The sequence below is a fragment of the Raoultibacter timonensis genome, assembly GCF_022845715.1.
Taxonomy (GTDB): domain Bacteria; phylum Actinomycetota; class Coriobacteriia; order Coriobacteriales; family Eggerthellaceae; genus Raoultibacter; species Raoultibacter timonensis.
Genome location: NZ_AP025564.1, coordinates 2,642,742 through 2,660,633 on the forward strand (window position 1 = coordinate 2,642,742; position 17,892 = coordinate 2,660,633).

The following is a 17,892-nucleotide window of genomic DNA, read 5'->3' on the forward strand; positions in this document are numbered from 1 at the left end:
CTTCCCGTCGCTACCGATTGCAGCTTTCGATGTAGTCCATGGTAAGCGGTACCTTTGCGCCGTCGCCCTTGCACAGCTGCGTGAAGCCCGCCTCGTAGAGCACCCGACGGCTCGCATCCATATCGAGGCCGCGGCTAGCCGAGGTGTCCGCTTCGGTATCGCGGGGGTTCACGCCGGTCTCGGCCGAGATGAGGTTCGCCCCCGAAAGGTAGCCCGCCTCGCACGGCTCATGGATGCCGATCCACGGAAGCTCGTCCATGTCGAGCAGGGCAAGGCACTGCACCGAGACGATCTGCGAAAGCTCGAAGTGGTTGATTTCGCCCTTGTCGGCGAACGGAGTTCCCGGCACGGCGATGCGCTTCATCGATCCGGTTTGAATGGACTGGAAGCGCTTGGTGAGAAACATCTTCTCGACAAGCTCGGCAGGCGTGTGCTCGGGACCGATCGGCTCGACGGCATCGAGTATCGCCAGGCCCGCGCGACGTGCGTTTTCCATCGTAGCGTAGCGCGCTTCGGGATCGAGTTTGGTATGGGTGCCCTCGCCCAGGCGGCAGATGTGGTAGACGCCCGAGGCTCCCGCCTCTTTCATCCTGCAGAAATCCTCGTAGCTCGTATCGCCCACGTTGGTGTAGATATTCGTTTCGGCGGGTGCGTGCTCGCGGGCGAGCCGGAGCACATGGAGGTAGTACTCGAGATCGTACTCATGCATGGCCATGAGCCACAGCCCGTACAGATCGCCGTCCTTGCAGAAACCGTCGACCTTCTCGACGATCTCCTCGTCGGTGAGGCGCATGGGAGCAAAGCCGGTCGTGCTCGCCGCAAACGAGCAGAAATCGCAATCGGCGGGACACGGCGAGCACTCGACGCCGATCTGCCCGAAGATGACGGCCGTGTTGTCGGTGCGGGCGCGCACGATGCTTGCCGCAGCCGCCCGAACGGAAAACGCCTCCGGCGAAGCCGCGCCGAACCCGAGCAGGTATACGCATTCCTCTTCGGTTGCCGCATCCCCCGCATACGCCTTAGCAATGATCTCCACTACCCTCTTGTCCAGCTCCATGCGCTCACCGATCCTCGTCTGTCGATCCTTTAATTTGATAAGACCATGTATCTTATTTGTATATTGCCACTATAAGACATTATCCAGTACTAAATCAAGCAATCAGTTTCAAAATCCATTCGGACGGCATCTGCGAAGCGGATTCTGCTACCCTGATGAAACGGTCGTATGCGATGGCATGCCTGACAAACGAGGAGGACACCATGCCGCAGGGAACGCGCGATGCATCGTTTCGTTTTATGGAGCGTTTGGCCGAGCAGGGATTCGGCTACGCGGGAGCATACCTTGAGCAGGCTTGCCGATGCAGCGCGCTCATCGTCGGTCCCGACCGCGAATTGCTCTACCCCGCCGTGGTCATCGAGAACGGCTCCACTGGAAGTCCGGCCGATATCGCCGATCCCGGGCCAGATGAGGCTCGCTACCGCTTCGACGCATCGCACTGCCGCCTCACCTACTTCATTCCGCTCGGCCGCGCATCCGCGTCCATCGTGCTCGCTCCCGTAAGGAAAGCCTCGGTCGAAGAGACCGTCTCGATTCTCGACGAAGTGAGCGCTCCCCTCACCTACCATCTGGCAAGCTACCTCTCATCGCAGCGCATGATCAGGGCCATGAAAGACGATGCTTCGGCCCGTCTTTTCGAGAACGGCGCGCGAGGGCTGGCCGATTACCTCGCGACCCGCCAACTGCAGATCGACGAAACCGGCTCCTACTTCATCACGATCACGCGGATCGGAGGCGGCAACCAGCGCTACGATTGGGCGTCAACCTCCGAATCGGTACGACAGTACCTGCGAGAACAGCACGCTTCCGACGTTATCGACATCGGCATCGACGAGGGGTTCATTCATATCTTCCCGAGCGATTACGCGGTCGATGACGAGGGCCGCAAGATGCCTCATCGCCACTTCTACGATCTCGCATACCACAAAGCGGTTCACGATCGCTACAACGGCATCGTCACCTCTATCGGCATCGGTCGCAGCTATCCGTTTGCCCAGCTCGGCACGAGTCTGAAGGAAGCGAAGGAAGCGCTCGAGCTCGGATGGCTGCTCGGCAAGGAGGACGACATCATCCGCTACGCGCAGCTCGGCATCCTCGCCATTCTGCTCGACACCGACCACGACGCGCTGAGAAGCCACTGCGAACAGGCTCTCAAACCCGTCATCGACTTTGAAGCGGCGCACGGCACCCCGCTCATGAACACGCTCAGGCTCATGCTCGACCATTCGTTTCGCTGGACCGACGTTTCGAAGCTTCTGTTCATCCACGTGAACACGCTGCGCTACCGCATGGACAAGATTGCAGAACTGCTCGACTCCGACTTCTCGGAACAGGCCGTGCGGGCAAACTACTTCATCATCGTCAAGCTGTACGATCTGTTGAACAGCGAGCAGCAAAGCTCTTAGCCGCCAACAGCCCGCATCGGGGCGTCCGGTTGCCGGATCTCCTGCTCAAGAAGTTGTTTTGTAGGATCATACAAATAAAACCAGAGCTCGATCCACTAGCTCTCGGATTGAGATCATCGTAAGGTCTTCCCATGCACCGGCCGAACGGTTCGGCCGAGGAAAAGGGAGGAAGAATCATGGAAAACAAGGATACCAATCAGCGTGCATCCATCTCGCGCCGCAGCTTCTTGCAGGGTACAGGCATCGGTGTGGCGAGCTTCGCCGCTCTGGGGCTGCTCGGCGGATGCGCCCCGGGAGCGCAGGGTGAAAGCGCCCCAGCCGGCACGGACCAGCAGCCGCAAGCAGGCTCCACTGATGCCGCCGGCGAGCTGGTCAAAACATGGACGGTCGAAAACGCACCCGCGCCCATCGCCGACGCCGACATCGTCGAGACGGTCGACGCAGACGTGGTGATCGTCGGGGCGGGCACGGCAGGCATCACCGCAGCGCTCACGGCTGTGCAGGAGGGTGCCAGCGTTGCCATCCTGCAAAACGAGGCGGTATTCATCGGCCATGGCTGGAGTACCGGAGCTATCAACTCGAAGTACCAGGCTTCCATCGGCGTCGAATACGACGTGGCCGAAGTGCAAGCGCACTACGCCAAGCTCAACGGCGGCAAGGCCGATGAGCGCGTGCTCAAGATTTTCATGGACAACAGCGGCGAAACCGTCGACTGGCTTATGGCCGAGACCGATGGCACCGTCGAGTTCGCGGGCATGATGGGCGAGCCGCCGTTCGCCCACGCATGGGTCGGCCAGCAGACCGCCATGCTCGAAGCCATCCTCGACAAGGCTGTCGAAGGCGGCGCCCAGGTTTACTACAACACCGAAGGCGTACAGCTCGTCAAGGAAGGCGATCGCGTGACGGGCGTCATCGGCAACCGCACCAAGGGAGACCCCAAGGGATACGTCAAGTTCAATGCAGGCAAGGGCGTATTGCTCGCCACGGGCGACTACGGCAACGACCCCGAGATGGTCAAGGCGTTCGCACCGTTCTGCGTCGATCTCCCCAACACCTACTTCCCCGCCTCCAATACCGGCGGCGGGCACAAGATGGCCATGTGGGCAGGCGCCTCGATCGATAAGCCGGCCCATGCGCCGATGATCCACTTCGACCCGAGCCCGTTGCCCGAAGGCGACGCACCGCTCTCCGGCACCCCGTGGCTTGCGGTCAACAAGCTGGGGCAGCGTTTCCAGAACGAAGACACCGACTACCCTTACATCGTCAACCAGTGCATCCTGCAACCCGAAAGCACCCGGTTCCAGATCACCGATGCCAATTGCAGCCAGCACTGGAACGATTTCGGCGGCGATTTCATGCGCTGGACCGTTTCGGGAGACAACCAGGCGGAATGGGACGACGCCCTCGAGCGCGGCGCCATCATGAAAGCCGATTCCCTCGAAGAGCTCGCCGATATGATGGGCGTGCCGAAAGACGACTTCCTCAAGACCGTCGAGCGCTACAACGCGCTGGTCGACAAAGGCGAGGACGAGGATTTCGGCAAGAACCCCGATTACCTCAAGATCTCGAAGATCGAGAAAGCGCCGTTTTACGCCATCAAACGCGTGCCGGGCGTGCTCACGATCTTAGGCGGCCTCCACGTGAACCAGAACCTGCAGGTGCTCGACCTCGAAGAGCAGCCGATCGAGGGACTGTACGCCGCCGGTAACGTATCGGGCAACTTCTTCGGCAACGACTACCCGCTCTGGCTCGGCGCCGCCAGCTGCGGACGCGCCGTCACCTTCGGCCGCTACGCTGCGAAGAGCATGCTGGGATAGGATTCGATACCGAGCATCAAACGACAATACGGGCCCACGGCATCCATTACGTGGGCCCGTGCTCATTGCAGCCAAAGCGTGCCTCCGGCAAAACGCACGATCGCATGAACTTCCACTCCCTCATATACTAAAATGGAATCCTATACATTCTGCGGTATTCGGGGGTAGCCTTTGAAACTCAATCTGCACACCATCGCCCACGAACTCGACGATATCGTTATCGGCGAGATCATCGGTTCCGACCCCAACAAACCGAGCATCGAATATCCCGTCTTGTTCAGCGTAAACGAGTATCATTTCTACAACAACGTCCTGTATGTAACCATCGACAAACATCTTGAGGAAGCGAAAGACCGCGTTCAGCGATACCTCAGCCGGAACCCGAACCTTTCCTTCTCCTGCATCTGCATCGGCACGCCGCCGAGTTATACGGGCGCGATACCGAACTGCGATATCGCCTGGGTCGATTCGAGCCAGAGCCGTACCCGCCTGTTCAATACGATCCAGAAGATATTCCAGCGCTTTACCTCATGGGAGCGGGGACTCGAAGAGATCGTCAACGGCGGCGGGGGCCTATCCGACCTCGTCAATGCGAGCCTCGGCATCTTCAAGAACGACATCTGCATCACCGATCAGTTCAGCCGCGTCCTCGTCCATCGGGTCTACCGCACCGGACAGCTGCTGCGCGAACAGACCGACCAGATCGAGGAGGGCAAGTACCTGCCGAAGAACATGGTGTTCGATGGGGTGCTCGACGAGCAAGGGGGCATGGATTTCTCTTCCCAAGAGCCAACGTTCGCAACGATGCACGCATTTCGCTGCACCGTGCTGAGATCGACCATCAAGGTCTCGCAAGGATACTCTCTCATCCTCTCGGTCCACTCGAATTACCAAGAGATCGGCCCTTACGATTGCGCCCCCCTCCTTGTTTTTGCGGCTACGATCAAAAAGCTCTATTCGTCGTACGGGGTACTCGACAGCAACGAGCGCTACGTCGACGTGCGCGCGACGATGCGATCGTTCATACAGGGTAAAAACGTTCCCGATTCCATGCTCATCCAATGCGCTATCGCGTTCGATTGGAGCAGGGAAACCGACGAATTCCTCTGCCTCTGCATCGATTTCATACCCACCATGCGCGTCGAAGACGGCATTCTCATGAAGCCCCTCGCTTCGGTATGCAACCGTATCCAGGATTGCTTCGACTGCTTGGCATTCATCCTCGAAAACCGAATCGTCGTTGTCGTGAACTGCACTCGCTCGAATATGACCGAAGAAGACCTTCTCGACCAGACCGAGCAGTTCGCGCACGAGTACGGTCTCGCCATCGGCGCAAGCTCGTTGTACCCGGGAATAAAAAGCCTGCCCGGAAGCTACCGTCAAGCGATCGCCGCCCTCGAAAAAAGCTACGCGGAGCAAAGCGAGCGCATCGTCCGCTTCGAGGACAACACGCTCGAAATCGGCATGAGCTATATCCTCAACGAGATGAACCCCGAACGATTCTGCCCGAAGGCGCTGGTCTCCCTCGCCCGATCCGAGCCAGAACTGTACCGATCGCTCGACGCCTACCTCAAGGCGAACTGCAATTCGAGCATGGCGAGCAAGGCGCTCTCCCTCCAGAGGAACAGCTTCGTCTACCGCCTCGAAAAGATAAAGAGACTTCTCGGCATGGACTTGGAAGACCCCGACGTGCGACTGCTCTTGAACATATCGTTCAAGCTTATCGACCTGTACGGTCTCGAGAACCTGCAAGACCGCTGAACCGAGGTCATCGATCGCAAATCCGCGCGCAAACCTCCCGGGCAAGATCGTCGATGGTCTTCACGGCTCCCGATGCCCTTGCGTCGAATCGGATGCCGAGGCCCTTCTGCAGAGCCATTATAAGCAGTACTTTTTTCGTCGATGCCGAAGACGCACCGGCACACACCGATGAAACATCCTGCAAAGCCTCTTTCCGATGGTTCGCAAGCAGCTTATCGACACTCGCTTTCGAAAGAGCGGCGATGTCTTCGCTTCCCATCTCATCGTCGGCAAGGAGGAACTTGTAGCCGATATACGCTTTCAACAGCGCATGAACGGCATCTCGGTCACACCCGGCTTGTGCAATCTGCTCGAGGCATGTGTACGCCAGCTCGTTTGAACGAGCTATCGTTTCTTTCAGCGATTCGCCCATGGTTCACCCCAATCGGGACGCGCCCGCTCGAGCGCGTCCCGTCCCGTCCTTTACGCAACGACAACATCCATACCCAGAGCATGGGCAAGGGCCGTCATATCATCGACATAGTCGCCGTACACCATGGCAAGGTGGTTTCCGAACGTCAGTTGCTTTTCGTAGAAATCCCTCTGATCATCTACCTTGAAGACGACCTCCCCGTTGCAGTTGTGTAGATTGTAACCGCCGTCGCAAACGATCGTTCCACGACCGATGAACATGCGCTCTCCATCGGGCGCTATGCGGCACAACGTTATCCGCTGGCCCTCATCGGCATTGAAGTTATACCGAAATACGGCACCGAAGCCCTTGTCTTCCGAGAAGTGGCGCAGCGCATACGGACCGTCTTTTTCGGGATCCCTCATGCGGTTGTGGGGAACCGAATGATGGATGACGTAAAGAGAACCCTCGTTGGCCTCGAGCTTCGGCATATCCTCTTCTTCGACTCCGAGCGGCGTAACCCACTCGCCGCCTTCCTTGATAACGGGAAACGTATTGCCCATATACGGATTCATTCCCGTCATGGCGATAAGAGCCTGCTGCGAGGCGACGGTGCACGTATCGAACTCGCACGAAGAGGGAATGCCCTGGCGCATGAGGAGCGAATGGGTAAAGCAGAACGTAAATCCCTGTTCATGGAGCCTCCGCGTCGAACACGAATCGGGGCAGGGAGCCGTAAACCCGTTGCAATCGAGCCGGCACATCTGCTTTTTCACCGTGAGGTAGGCGATGACGGAGTTAAGCACCCACCGTCGCTCGACATCGACTTCGCAAGCGTCGGCGATAAGCCCGTCGGTGAGCCTTTCGGCCTCAGCCATGTCCTCGTCGGTGATGTCCCATGTATCGCGACCAGGCGTGGTTGGATTTCCGCCTGCAACGGCAGGCGACATCTGGTCGAGCAGTTCGTGGAGATTGATGGGTTTGAAGCGAATGCCGAGTTTCTCGGTGATCGCCGTCTGATCGGGAAACGCATCGACCGAGCTCATCGAGACCGATGAGCTGAACCGTACAGGAAGGAGGATGCGCGTGTTCCCGATAACCTTTCGCGCACGAAGCACTTCGAGCTGCTTGGACAGATCGGCCCAATTCCTGAACCCGTAGAATTCGTAGTCTTTATCGCGGGCTGCAAGCGCTGCGCCGATCGACGTGGCTGAACAGGGATTGATGTATTCGGGTTCGACGCAGCACGGCTTGCCGAAACGTTCGGCGAACTCGACGACGAGTCCGTCGAGGCCTAAAAACGAATGGAAGATGTAGAAATCGGCTTCGGCTGTGGTCCTGCCGATCTCCTCCCACATGGACTCCTCGTCATCCCAGTTATCCGTCCTGGTAAACCGCAGGGGCTCCATAACGTTGACACAAGACGGAAGACGCGTCGCCATGTCTTCCGTAAACGTATTCCACCATTCCTCGTTTCGCAGAAGATCGAACTCCGGCTCGAGCTGATCGCCGACACCGCTGCGACACGGTCCCTCGTAGCGGTACAGGTGCTTGATTTCGAAGAAGATGGGCTGAACATTGAGTACGATATCTTGAGCTCGCGTAATCATGACGCGCAATCCCCCTTTTCGGTAGGTTGAAACATGCCCGATTGTAGGAATATGAACGCGTCCTTCGTGCCGGAGTCGTCTGCGCCCCAGCCTTTCCTCGGCCTTATGATAGCGCGGCATTGCCGGCAAACGCCAACACCCATTGGCTGTATGATCCAACTTTCAATCCCAAGGTATATAGTCCGCTGCATACTCTGAGTACTAACTTATCGCAGATGAGGAAAACCATACTTGCCGCCGCCCCACCCTTCGGCAAAGATAGGGCATGGGGAAAGGACGCTCATGGAAATCAGGCAGCTCGAGTATTTTCTCAAAGCGGGCGAACACAAAAATCTTTCGGCGGCGGCTCGAGAGCTCTTCATCACCGAACAAGCGCTTTCGAAATCGATCGTCGCCCTTGAAAAGGAATTCGGGTTCTCGCTGTTCGTCCGAGACCGAAAAGGCGTTGCGCTCACCCCTGCCGGCGAAACGATGCGGTGCATTGCCGCCGAAGCGGTAGACGAGGTCGTCCAGCTCAAACGCACGGCAGCGAAGATCAGGGAAGGGCATGACGCCCAGCCGATCAGAATCGGTTTCTTCGAGGGGTTTCTCGGCGGCGACGAGGCGCCGCTGTCGACCGAGATGCTCATCGCATTCCAGAACGACCACCCCGAGATCGCCCTCCACATCTTCGAGGACACCAACGAGCGCATTCGTAAGATGACCTGCGAGAAAGAGCTCGATTTGGGCGTCTTCTCAGGCGAGGTGCCTGCCACCTGCTGCAGCATCACGCTGCACGAACTCCGTATCGATCTCGCCGTCGCCCGCGCAAGCGCGCTCGCCCGAAGCGAGGCGGTTTCGTGGAGCGATCTGAGGGGCCAGCGCATCGTTGTTCCCCGAGGCGAGCCGCGCATGAGGGATATGATCGGATCGATTTGCCGTCAACGGGGCTTCGATGCATCGCTGGTTCCCCACGATGCGTCCCCCGCCGTTGCGCTGGCATACGTGTATTCGGACGAAGCCGCCATGCCCATCGACAGGTGCAACGCCAAGCACGTCGATCGAGAGAGAGCCGCAATCCTCAGATTCCATCCCGAAGAGGAGATCATCCGGCCGCTCGTATCGGTTGCCTGGTCGAACGAAAAGGGAATCTCGTCGAACCACTACAAGATAACCGATCTGCTCCGCGCGCGGTTCAATCGCACGCGCGCCTTCGTCTAAGCCCGACCAGAGCGGCTGAGAACCATAGCCCGGGCATCAGCCCTTCTCGCCGACGAGCGCTATGTCGAACGTCAGATCCTTCCCGGCAAGGGGATGGTTGAAATCGATGGTCGCGATGCCTTCGTTCACCTCGAGTACCCTGGCAGGAAAACGCATATCGCCCTCATCGACGAAATAAAACAGTTTGCCGACCTCGGTATCCTTCGCGTTCGGGATCGCATACATGGGACCGTGTTCGATCCTGCCTTCGTCGTATTCGCCGTACGCCTCGCGGGCGGGTACGACCACTGTCGTACGGTCGCCGACGTTCATATGCAGAACCGCTTCGTCGAACCCGTGTATGACCGTACCCGATCCCACCACGAACTCGAGCGGCTCGATCCCCTCGGTACTGTCGAACACCGTACCGTCGTCGAGCCTTCCAACGTACTCGACAACTGCCGTCTTCCCATAGCTCGTCATCGTCTCGCTCCTTTCGGTTTTCTGCGCAAGGTCCGCCGGGGGCCCGCAAGCCCCCGGCGCGAAAGCGCGCGATGCGCATCGACCTTATTGCGCCGTACCCGCTTTCGGTACGAAAATCGCGTACTTGCTCTTGCCGTCGAAATTGGCAACCAGTTCGTCGACCGGCCCGTACTGCATGACCAGGCTCTGGCAATGCTTCACGCACAACGGCTTTTTGCCTTTTGCCGTGCGCTCGGCGCAAAGGTTGCATTGGTCGGTCGGCACCGGCACGAAATCGTACTGGTAATCGTCACCGCCGATATGCCAGGGGCCGATCTTCTGGATCTTGATGCCCCAACGGTCGACCGGCAGATCGTGCTCCATCTGGCAAGAGACTTCGCACGAATGGCAGCCTGTGCAAAACTCGTAATTGATCAGCAGGCCGTAGGCTTGTTCGTTCGCCATTTACACCAACTCCTCGTTCATCGCAAAGCGCTCGACGATCTTGTCCATGTCGGTGTCGCCGATGATCTCTTCGGGTTCGCACGGGTAAACGCGGCACATGTGCGACTTGCAGTTGTTTCCGAAACCGCTCTCGCCGCAGCCCGCTTCGATGATGACGTTGGCGTTCGACACGTACGTGTCGTAACACCCCGCACCCTCGTCTTCGGGATTGCGCTCGGGGAACCACCAGGCATGGTCGAGCGAAATGGTCGATGGATCCAAAACAGGCTGCACGTTGGCTTTGAGCTGCACGCGGCCGAGATGGTTTTCGATCCAGCACCAGTCACCCTGCTTGACGCCGTAGCGCTCGGCGGTTTCGGGAGCGATTTCGAACTCGGGATTCGGATGAAGCGCCCGCAGATGGGGGATCTGGCGATGCTCCGAATGGAACGACGCCCACTGACGCGCACCCGTCGTCATGATAAGCGGATACTTCTCGAGGTACTCGTCTCGATCGAAGCGCTCCGGAACTTGATTGGGGCTGTACGGGGGTTCGGCGTAGTGCGGCACCGGCTTCTGCCCCCACTGCCCGAACAGCGTCGAATACAGCTCGATGCGACCCGTCGGCGTGTTGAAGCCGAGATTGCCGTCGGGGCGCTGCTCGCCCGTACGGAATTTCTCGTAATGGTACTCGGGGTAGATCCAGTTCTCCTCGCGAGCCTCCTCGAACGACATGCCCGTTTCCTTCATCGTAAAGGTGAAGAACTCCTCGAGCGTCTCGCCGGGCCACAGCGTATCGTTCCACTGGCGACCGAGCTCCCAGCATATCTCCATGTCGGATTTGCTCTCGCCGAGCGCTTGGCAAGCCTTGTTCGTCGTTTGCACATGGTAGTATATCGAACGGATGCCGTTGCGCTCTGGATACATGCATACCGGCAGAAACACGTCGCAACACGCCTGCGCCGTCGGCGTCATGAACGGATCGACCATAACGTTGAACTCGGCGTTCTTGTATGCCTGCTCCATGCGCGTGTTGGGCTCCTGCGCCGTGCACGAAAGCGGATTGGTCGACTGGATCCAGTTCGCGCGGATCTTGTACGGACGGTTCGTCAGCATCTGATCGACGGTCATGTCCGCCTGCGTCAGCACCACGCCCGAATACTTGAGCGCGGGGAAATCTTCGCCGCCGATGCGCGTCTTCTGCTCTTCGATGGTCAGGCATTCGGCTGGATCGGGCGGATTCCACGTTTGGATGTTAAAGGGCTGGTGCACCGTCACCATGCCGCCGGGGATATCGATCTGCCCCGTAATGGACCACAGATCGACGACGGCTGCAGATCCCGCCAAGCACTCCATGGTCATATCGAGCGCGAGGCCCCATTGGACCGAAGTGGGTTTTTCGGCCATCATCCGTGCTGCGCGGGCAATCTTCTCCTCGGGGATCCACGTCACTTCGGCGGCGCGCTCGAGCGTCCACTCGCGCGTAGCCTCGTAGTACTCCTCGAACCCGTAGCACCAGGATTCCACGAACTCATGATCGTACAGATCGTTTTCCACGATGTACTTGCCCATGGCGAGCGCAAGCGCCGAGTCGGTGCCGCAGCGAATCTGCAGCCACAGATCGGCTTTTGCGGCGAGCCAGGTCAGCTTCGGGTCGACGACCACGAGCTTGCTGCCGCGCTTCATGCAATCGACCACCCAGTGACCGAGGTTGCCGTCGGCGTTCGACACGAGCGGATTGTTCCCCCATACGAAGATGTTCTTCGGCGGCACCCATCCCTCGTGTTCGTAGCGATCGAAGTGGTTCTGCGAGCAGTCCGGGACGCAGTATGTGCCCATAAGCACGTTGCACGCCGCCACGCGCGGTACGTAGCAGCTGTTGCCCGAGAGCATGTAGGCGTACTGGACCGATCCGAATGCGTACTGCAAGCGCGTCATATAGGGAGCCGTCCCTCGCCCCGTCCCCAGGTGGAACACCACGGATTTCGCCCCTGACTCCGCTTTGATCGCGTCGAACTTGCTCTTGATCAACGCGTACGCCTCGTCCCACGTGACGCGCTCCCACTTATCGGCTCTTCCACGGTCTTTCGGATCGCGCTTCATCGGGTAGAGCACGCGGTCGGGATGGTACACCGCCTCTTTGAGCGCGATGCAGCGCGCGCACAGACGGCCCTGGTAGTAGGGGCTCTCCTCGTCGCCCTCCACTTTGACGAACTTGCCCGTCTCCTTATCGGTATAGACGATAACTCCGCAGCCGTCGTGGCAGCCGGGAGCCGCCCACGCGCCGGTGCGCGTGGCGATCATGCCGTCTTCCTCCCATTGCCACGGCAGGTCGCCGCCGGTGTATTTGACCGGCGGCTCGCGGAAGAAGTCAGGGCGCACCTCGTTCGTGCCGCCCTGCTCCACCTCCATTTCGATGCGTTTAACCATACCTTTCTCCTCTCGTCGCCCTCAAGTATCTGCAATCGTTGCACCGCACGTCCTGCGGCTGCCAAGCAATCAGATCGCTTCTATCGCACCGCCTGAAACATCTGCCGCGCAATGCCCCGTACGCACCCGTGCGGCACAGCGCGGCGCGGTGGCCGCCTCGACCCGACGCTTGGTCTACGGCGTGTGCGCTGCCCACAAGATAGATGATAAAAAGTAAGTTTTTAAGGTGCCGAACCATACGCCAGGCAAGGGTGCCGAGGCCGTCCGCACCCGATTTGGGCTCTGGGAAACTTACTTGTTTGCCTTTAGGATTTCCCTGCCAAGCAATCAGAAGACCTCTCTTTCAAACCAATGCGCAGAGCCCCGGCAGGGCGCGCGCATGCATAAAGACAGGAGTGCAGAATGGCTTTTCATTTCAAAGACAATCCCGCGCCGAAAGAGCAAGTGCTCGACGACGGCACGAAGATCATCCGCACCTGCGCCTGGTCGCCGCCGGGCTGCCACGCAGTCGGATGCGGCATTCGGTTGTTCGTCAAAGACGGCGAGCTTATCAAGGTGGAGGGCGATCCCGACCATCAGCTTACGCAAGGGCGTCTGTGCCCCCGGTGCCTTGCGCTCAAAGAGGCCGTCTATCACCCCGATCGCATTCTCTACCCCATGAAGCGCGCCCGCGAGGACCGCGGCCTCGACAAGTGGGAGCGAATCAGCTGGGACGAAGCGACCGAGCTCATCGTCTCGAAAACCGAGGAGATTCGCGCGAAGTACGGATCGGAATCGATCTGCGTGTACATGGGAACGGGCCGCGAGGCCGTTCGCTACGGCTTCACGCTTTCATCCAAAGTGCTGAGGACCCCGAACAACTGCTATGCGCAATCGGGCTGGTCGTGCATGGGTCCGCGCCAAACCGCCATGACCATGATGCTCGGCAGCGCCTACATCGAGCTCGACTTCAACGGCGGGTCCCTCGACGTGTGGGACGATCCGGAATGGACGCGCCCCGACTACGTATTCTGCCTGGGAAAAGAGCCCCTGAAGTCCAATCCCGACGGCCTATGGGGACACGCGCTTATCGAGATCATGAAGCGCGGCAGCAAGCTCATCATGGTCGATCCTCGCGTAAACTGGCTTGCAACCCGCGCCGACCAGGTGCTGCAGATCATCCCCGGCACCGACGGCGCCCTCTGTCTCGCCATATTGAACGTCCTCATCAACGAGGATCTGATAGATCACGAGTTCGTCGACAAGTGGTGCTACGGCTTCGATGAGCTCGCCGAGCGCGTGCAGGAGTATACGCCCGAATTCGCTGCCGAGACGTGCGGCATCACGGCCGACGAGATCCGCGTATGCGCCCGCAAGCTCGGCTTTGACGGCGAGCACCACTGGAGCCTGCTCATGGGCGTTGCCGTCGATCAGAACCCCAACGGCTGCCAGGTTACGCAGTGCCTCATCGCCATGGCCGCCATCACCGGCAACCTCGATGTGCCCGGAGGAACGGTTGTCGGCGTGCAGATGCAATTCGAAATGACTGGCGCTACCGATTTCATGAGCGACGAGCTCAAAAACAAGTGCATCGGATGGGATACCTACCCCATCGTGAAAGTGCTCCTGAACACAACGCATCCCGACATCACGCTCGAAGCCCTCGAAACGGGACGCCCCTACGAGCTCAAGATGGCATGGCTCGATTCCACGAACCTGCTCTCCCCCACCTGCTCTGCACAACCTAAACGCTGGCACGATGCGCTCATGAAGATGGAGTTCACCGTAGCCAAAGAGATGTTCATGACCCCGACCGTCATGGCGCTCGCCGACGTGGTGCTGCCTCTGGCTACCTGGGCCGAGCACGACGGCATCGTCATGACGAACCAAGGCTGCCAGATGGGCATTGCAGGCGCCATCAACAAGGGGCTGCAGGTCGGCGAATGCAAATCCGACCTCGAAATGCTCATCCACTTCGGAAACGCGTTCTACGAGAAGGCCTACGGCGAGGAGTATCCGTTCAAAACGGTCGAGGAATACCTGACCGACGACGTGGGCAAGATGGACACCACGTGGGAAGAACTTTCCGAAAAGGTCGTTGCGACCAACGACATCGGCGGGTACCGCAAGCACGAGCGCGGGCTCATCCGCGCCGACGGGCAACCGGGCTTCCAAACGACCACCGGCCGCGTCGAGCTGTGGTCGACCGGCTACCAGTCGCTCGGCGACGACCCGCTGCCGTACTACTTCCCGCCGAAGCTCGGCGCCGAAGCGCGCCCCGACCTCGCGAAGGAGTACCCGTTCATGTGCACGACGGGCGCCCGCTACTTCGCTTCGTTCCACTCCGAGCATCGCCAGATCCCCAGCCTGCGGCAGCTCACGCCCGAACCGTACCTCGAAATCCACCCCGAAGCCGCCGAGAAGCTCGGCATCAAGACCGGCGACGAGGTGACGATCGAGAACCCGTGGGGCAGCGCGCACGAGATCGCCAAGGTGACCCCCGTCGTTCGCAAGGATGTCGTGGCCGCGGCGCACGGCTGGTGGTATCCGGAGGAAGACGGCGAGGAGCCGAACCTGTACGGGGTTTGGAAATCCAACGTCAACAGCCTCATTCCTCACCGCGTACTTGGCAAGATGGGCTTCGGAGCCCCCTACAAGCAGGTTCCGGTAAAGGTGTACAGGACCCCGAACGAAGAGCGCGTGCTCGGCTAAGGAGGCGATCATGAGTAAAAACGGACTGCTGATCGATTATCAGTACTGCACCGGCTGCCAAAGCTGCGAGCTCGCATGCAAGAACGAGCACGATTTTCCCCTGGACAAATGGGGCATCAAGGTAGTCGAGTTCGGCCCCTTCGAAATGGAAGAAGGCAAGCTCGAATGGAACTACCTTCCGTTCCCGACGAGCTACTGCGATATGTGCGAAGACCGCGTGAACGCGGGGGGAATCCCCACCTGCGCGCTGCACTGCCTCGCAAACGTCATCGAGTGGGGACCGGTTGAGAAGCTCTCGAAGAAGCTCGATGAGAAGGGTTCCAAGGCGGCGATCTTCTTGCCGTAGGGCACCGCGCATCGACGACGAGAGAATATCGAAGGCCGACTGCAAAGCCGCGTAGATATGCTGACAGGAAGCCCCCGGCTCACTTAAAGCCGGGGGCTTCCTCGTTTTCGAACCTTCCGACGCACCCGAGCCGCCGCCGACACCGAAGAGGGCCTCTGCTGCCGAAACCGGTATCGGAGCACGTTCGCCTTGGGCTCGGAAACGCCGCTGCGATCAGGGCCCTTGCGCCAAGGCGCGCCCATCGCGGATTCAAAGCGGAAAACGCCCTTGCATGCACGCTGTTTCCCGAAGCACCGCACTCGGAAGCCCTAACGGCTTCGCATGTCAGGTTTTTCATCGTTGTGTTGCGCTAGAAGCCCGAATCTGCCGCTCGCTTCTCGTTGAGAAAGATCGCGCGATGCGTTTTCCCTGATGGCGAAAAGGCGAGAGGCGATTCCGCGCTCGCGCGCGCAACACAACGATGAAAAACCCGTATTTCGGCGCTCGCTGGACAACGTAAAGCCGGAGCATCTCGGCCGGAAAAGCGCCCCGCCCCGCTCTTCCGGCGGATCGTCTCGGCAGAGGCCGAATCCCATCGCCGCGCAATGCCCGCAGCGGCAACGCAGCTACAAGGGCCCATGCCGTCTGCATCCTATCGAAGACGCCTCATCGCCCCGTTAAGGCCGTCTTGCGCGATCTCCTTCTCAAGATGTTCGCCGCGTCGCCGAAAAACGGCGGGAAACCCGTCGCCTTCCGAAGCGCAAAAAACGGGTGCCCGCCGAAGCGACCACCCGTTTGCGCATGCGCCTGCGCCTGCATGCTTCAGATGCGCGCTCTACGCCTCCGAAGGCTCGGCTGCCTTGTCGGCGCTCATCTTCTTGGCTTTCTTGGCCACGTAGAACAAGCCGATGAGCACGATGACGCCGATGACTATATTGAAGATCCACACCGAACTCATGATGGCATCTGCGCCAGCAACCGTGGAAACCAGCTGGTCGATCGGCGAAGCGAGGAATCCACCGCCATTCTGAAACACGTAGCTGAAGCCCATCACCGCACCGACGATGGCGGGAGCCACAAACGTCGAAAGCAGCATCGGCACGCCGACGGTCATCGTGTTGGTGCCGAATCCGGCAAGGATGATGGCCACGTAGAACAATGCGACGTTGCCTGTAACGTGAGCAACGTACCACAGAACGTAACCCGCAATGCCGACGATCCAGAATACGGGGATAACGCTGGCATTGAGGAACTTGTACGCAGGGCCGAACAGGAGAGCCGCCGCAATGGCGCCGACGGAGAACAGGGAGAAGATGGTACCGATAACCGCCGGATTGTCCACGACCGCACCGATGGTTGCTCCGCCGAGGTTGAACAGCGATTGGCTCATGATGATGCCGCCGAGGAACAGAACGAGCAGAAGCCAGCCGGAAACGGGGAGCTTTATCTTAACCTTCTCACCCTTGTCGTCGGTTTCGGGAACAGCGGGAACGTTTTTGGGGGTCAGCAGGAAAATGCACAGCACGAACGGGACGAGCGAGAACAGGTAGATGCCCCAAGCGAGGTTCCACGAGATGGCGCCGAGGATGCCGGCCACATTGGTGGTCACGATCATGCCGATGTTGAAGATGACCGATGCGACGCTCATCATGGTTGCGCGCACGGACTCCTTCTGAAACATGAGCGTGATAACGCCGAGCACAACGGGCATAAAGCAACCGAGGCCGAGGCCGAGGATCGCACGCGTGACGAGAATGCCCTCCCAGGGAAGCGCCGCGCCGAGGAACGTGGGCAGGCCGCCGATGAACACGAGCGCCGTAGCGAGCAGGGCGCATACGCGATAGCTCAGCTTGCGGCCGGCAACAAGGCCGATGACGAACGCAGCGGGAATCTCGAGAAGATTCGTGATGGAAACCATATACGAAATGGCATTCGCATCGACGCCGTACGTGCTCATGAGCCCCGTCGAAGCAACGTTCACGGCACTATGCGTCGGCGCGATAAAGTACATGCACATCAATGCAGCAAAGACGCCGATCTGGCCGGCAGATATCTTTGTTTTCTCAGACATGGATCTTCCTCCTTTGTAATAAGATACTAAGCCTTTGTTGGATCGCTCGGAGAAACCTTCCCTCACCCCCTATCACGCCAGCATCTCCCCTGGTTCCCGACAATCACTAGAGATCTTTGCAAAAACGACTTTCCAAGCTCAGAGGCCTTTGCAAAAACGACTCGCCGGAGTCAGGTAGCCCAGGGCCGACGTCCTCGCGATCAAACCTGCTACCTATGAGTATGGGTGACAAAAAGTAAGTTTTGAAC

13 protein-coding genes are annotated in these 17,892 nt (G+C 59.3%); 6 read left to right on the forward strand and 7 right to left on the reverse strand.

The features are described 5' to 3' along the window. Nucleotides 1–10: 10 nt before the first annotated feature. A complete protein-coding gene (locus MWL89_RS10890; protein WP_102377670.1) occupies nucleotides 11–1,057 on the reverse strand; it encodes a radical SAM protein in 1,047 nt (348 codons plus the stop codon). A 203-nt stretch (nucleotides 1,058–1,260) separates the two neighbouring features. On the opposite strand from MWL89_RS10890, the gene MWL89_RS10895 reads away from it, so the two are divergent. The 3 genes from MWL89_RS10895 to MWL89_RS10905 all read left to right on the forward strand — a co-directional run bounded on the left by MWL89_RS10895 (nucleotide 1,261) and on the right by MWL89_RS10905 (nucleotide 6,041). Next, the gene (locus MWL89_RS10895) at nucleotides 1,261–2,463 is read left to right on the forward strand and encodes a PucR family transcriptional regulator (protein WP_244386012.1); all 1,203 of its coding nucleotides are present in this window, start codon (nucleotides 1,261–1,263) and stop codon (nucleotides 2,461–2,463) included. Between the two features lie 176 nt (nucleotides 2,464–2,639). After that, nucleotides 2,640–4,280, forward strand: coding sequence for an FAD-dependent oxidoreductase (locus tag MWL89_RS10900; protein WP_244386013.1), 1,641 nt, complete (start codon nucleotides 2,640–2,642; stop codon nucleotides 4,278–4,280). 171 nt (nucleotides 4,281–4,451) lie between these two features. Next, entirely contained in the window at nucleotides 4,452–6,041 is a 1,590-nt protein-coding gene (locus MWL89_RS10905) for a PucR family transcriptional regulator (protein ID WP_244386014.1), read from the forward strand. Nucleotides 6,042–6,048: 7 nt separating this feature from the next. Here MWL89_RS10905 and MWL89_RS10910 read toward each other — a convergent pair whose 3' ends face one another. Together MWL89_RS10910 and MWL89_RS10915 are read right to left on the reverse strand one after the other, a co-directional pair. Beyond that, nucleotides 6,049–6,453, reverse strand: coding sequence for a hypothetical protein (locus tag MWL89_RS10910; RefSeq protein ID WP_244386015.1), 405 nt, complete (start codon nucleotides 6,451–6,453; stop codon nucleotides 6,049–6,051). 50 nt (nucleotides 6,454–6,503) lie between these two features. Next, nucleotides 6,504–8,042 carry a hypothetical protein gene (locus tag MWL89_RS10915; RefSeq protein ID WP_244386016.1) on the reverse strand — a complete coding sequence of 513 codons (1,539 nt, stop codon included), beginning with the start codon at nucleotides 8,040–8,042 and terminating at the stop codon, nucleotides 6,504–6,506. 282 nt (nucleotides 8,043–8,324) lie between these two features. On the opposite strand from MWL89_RS10915, the gene MWL89_RS10920 reads away from it, so the two are divergent. Further along, a complete protein-coding gene (locus tag MWL89_RS10920) occupies nucleotides 8,325–9,242 on the forward strand; it encodes a LysR family transcriptional regulator (RefSeq protein ID WP_244386017.1) in 918 nt (305 codons plus the stop codon). Nucleotides 9,243–9,278: 36 nt separating this feature from the next. Here MWL89_RS10920 and MWL89_RS10925 read toward each other — a convergent pair whose 3' ends face one another. The 3 genes from MWL89_RS10925 to MWL89_RS10935 form a co-directional block, all read right to left on the reverse strand. Then, on the reverse strand, nucleotides 9,279–9,704 hold the full coding sequence (locus MWL89_RS10925; protein ID WP_244386018.1) for an FKBP-type peptidyl-prolyl cis-trans isomerase: 426 nt from the start codon (nucleotides 9,702–9,704) through the stop codon (nucleotides 9,279–9,281). Nucleotides 9,705–9,788: 84 nt separating this feature from the next. Then, a complete protein-coding gene (locus tag MWL89_RS10930; protein WP_102377661.1) occupies nucleotides 9,789–10,148 on the reverse strand; it encodes a 4Fe-4S dicluster domain-containing protein in 360 nt (119 codons plus the stop codon). Continuing rightward, nucleotides 10,149–12,557, reverse strand: a complete 2,409-nt coding sequence (locus tag MWL89_RS10935) for a molybdopterin-dependent oxidoreductase (protein ID WP_244386019.1) — start codon at nucleotides 12,555–12,557, stop codon at nucleotides 10,149–10,151. 402 nt (nucleotides 12,558–12,959) lie between these two features. Here MWL89_RS10935 and MWL89_RS10940 point away from each other — a divergent pair, with 402 nt between their 5' ends. Together MWL89_RS10940 and MWL89_RS10945 are read left to right on the forward strand one after the other, a co-directional pair. Next, complete coding sequence (locus MWL89_RS10940) at nucleotides 12,960–15,248, forward strand: molybdopterin-containing oxidoreductase family protein (protein WP_244386020.1); 2,289 nt, start codon at nucleotides 12,960–12,962, stop codon at nucleotides 15,246–15,248. 10 nt (nucleotides 15,249–15,258) lie between these two features. Continuing rightward, nucleotides 15,259–15,594 (forward strand): 4Fe-4S dicluster domain-containing protein, encoded by a 336-nt coding sequence (locus tag MWL89_RS10945; RefSeq protein ID WP_244386021.1) that lies wholly within the window; start codon nucleotides 15,259–15,261, stop codon nucleotides 15,592–15,594. 814 nt (nucleotides 15,595–16,408) lie between these two features. Here the strand turns inward: MWL89_RS10945 and MWL89_RS10950 are convergent. After that, a complete protein-coding gene (locus tag MWL89_RS10950; RefSeq protein ID WP_102377658.1) occupies nucleotides 16,409–17,644 on the reverse strand; it encodes an MFS transporter in 1,236 nt (411 codons plus the stop codon). Nucleotides 17,645–17,892 lie beyond the last annotated feature (248 nt).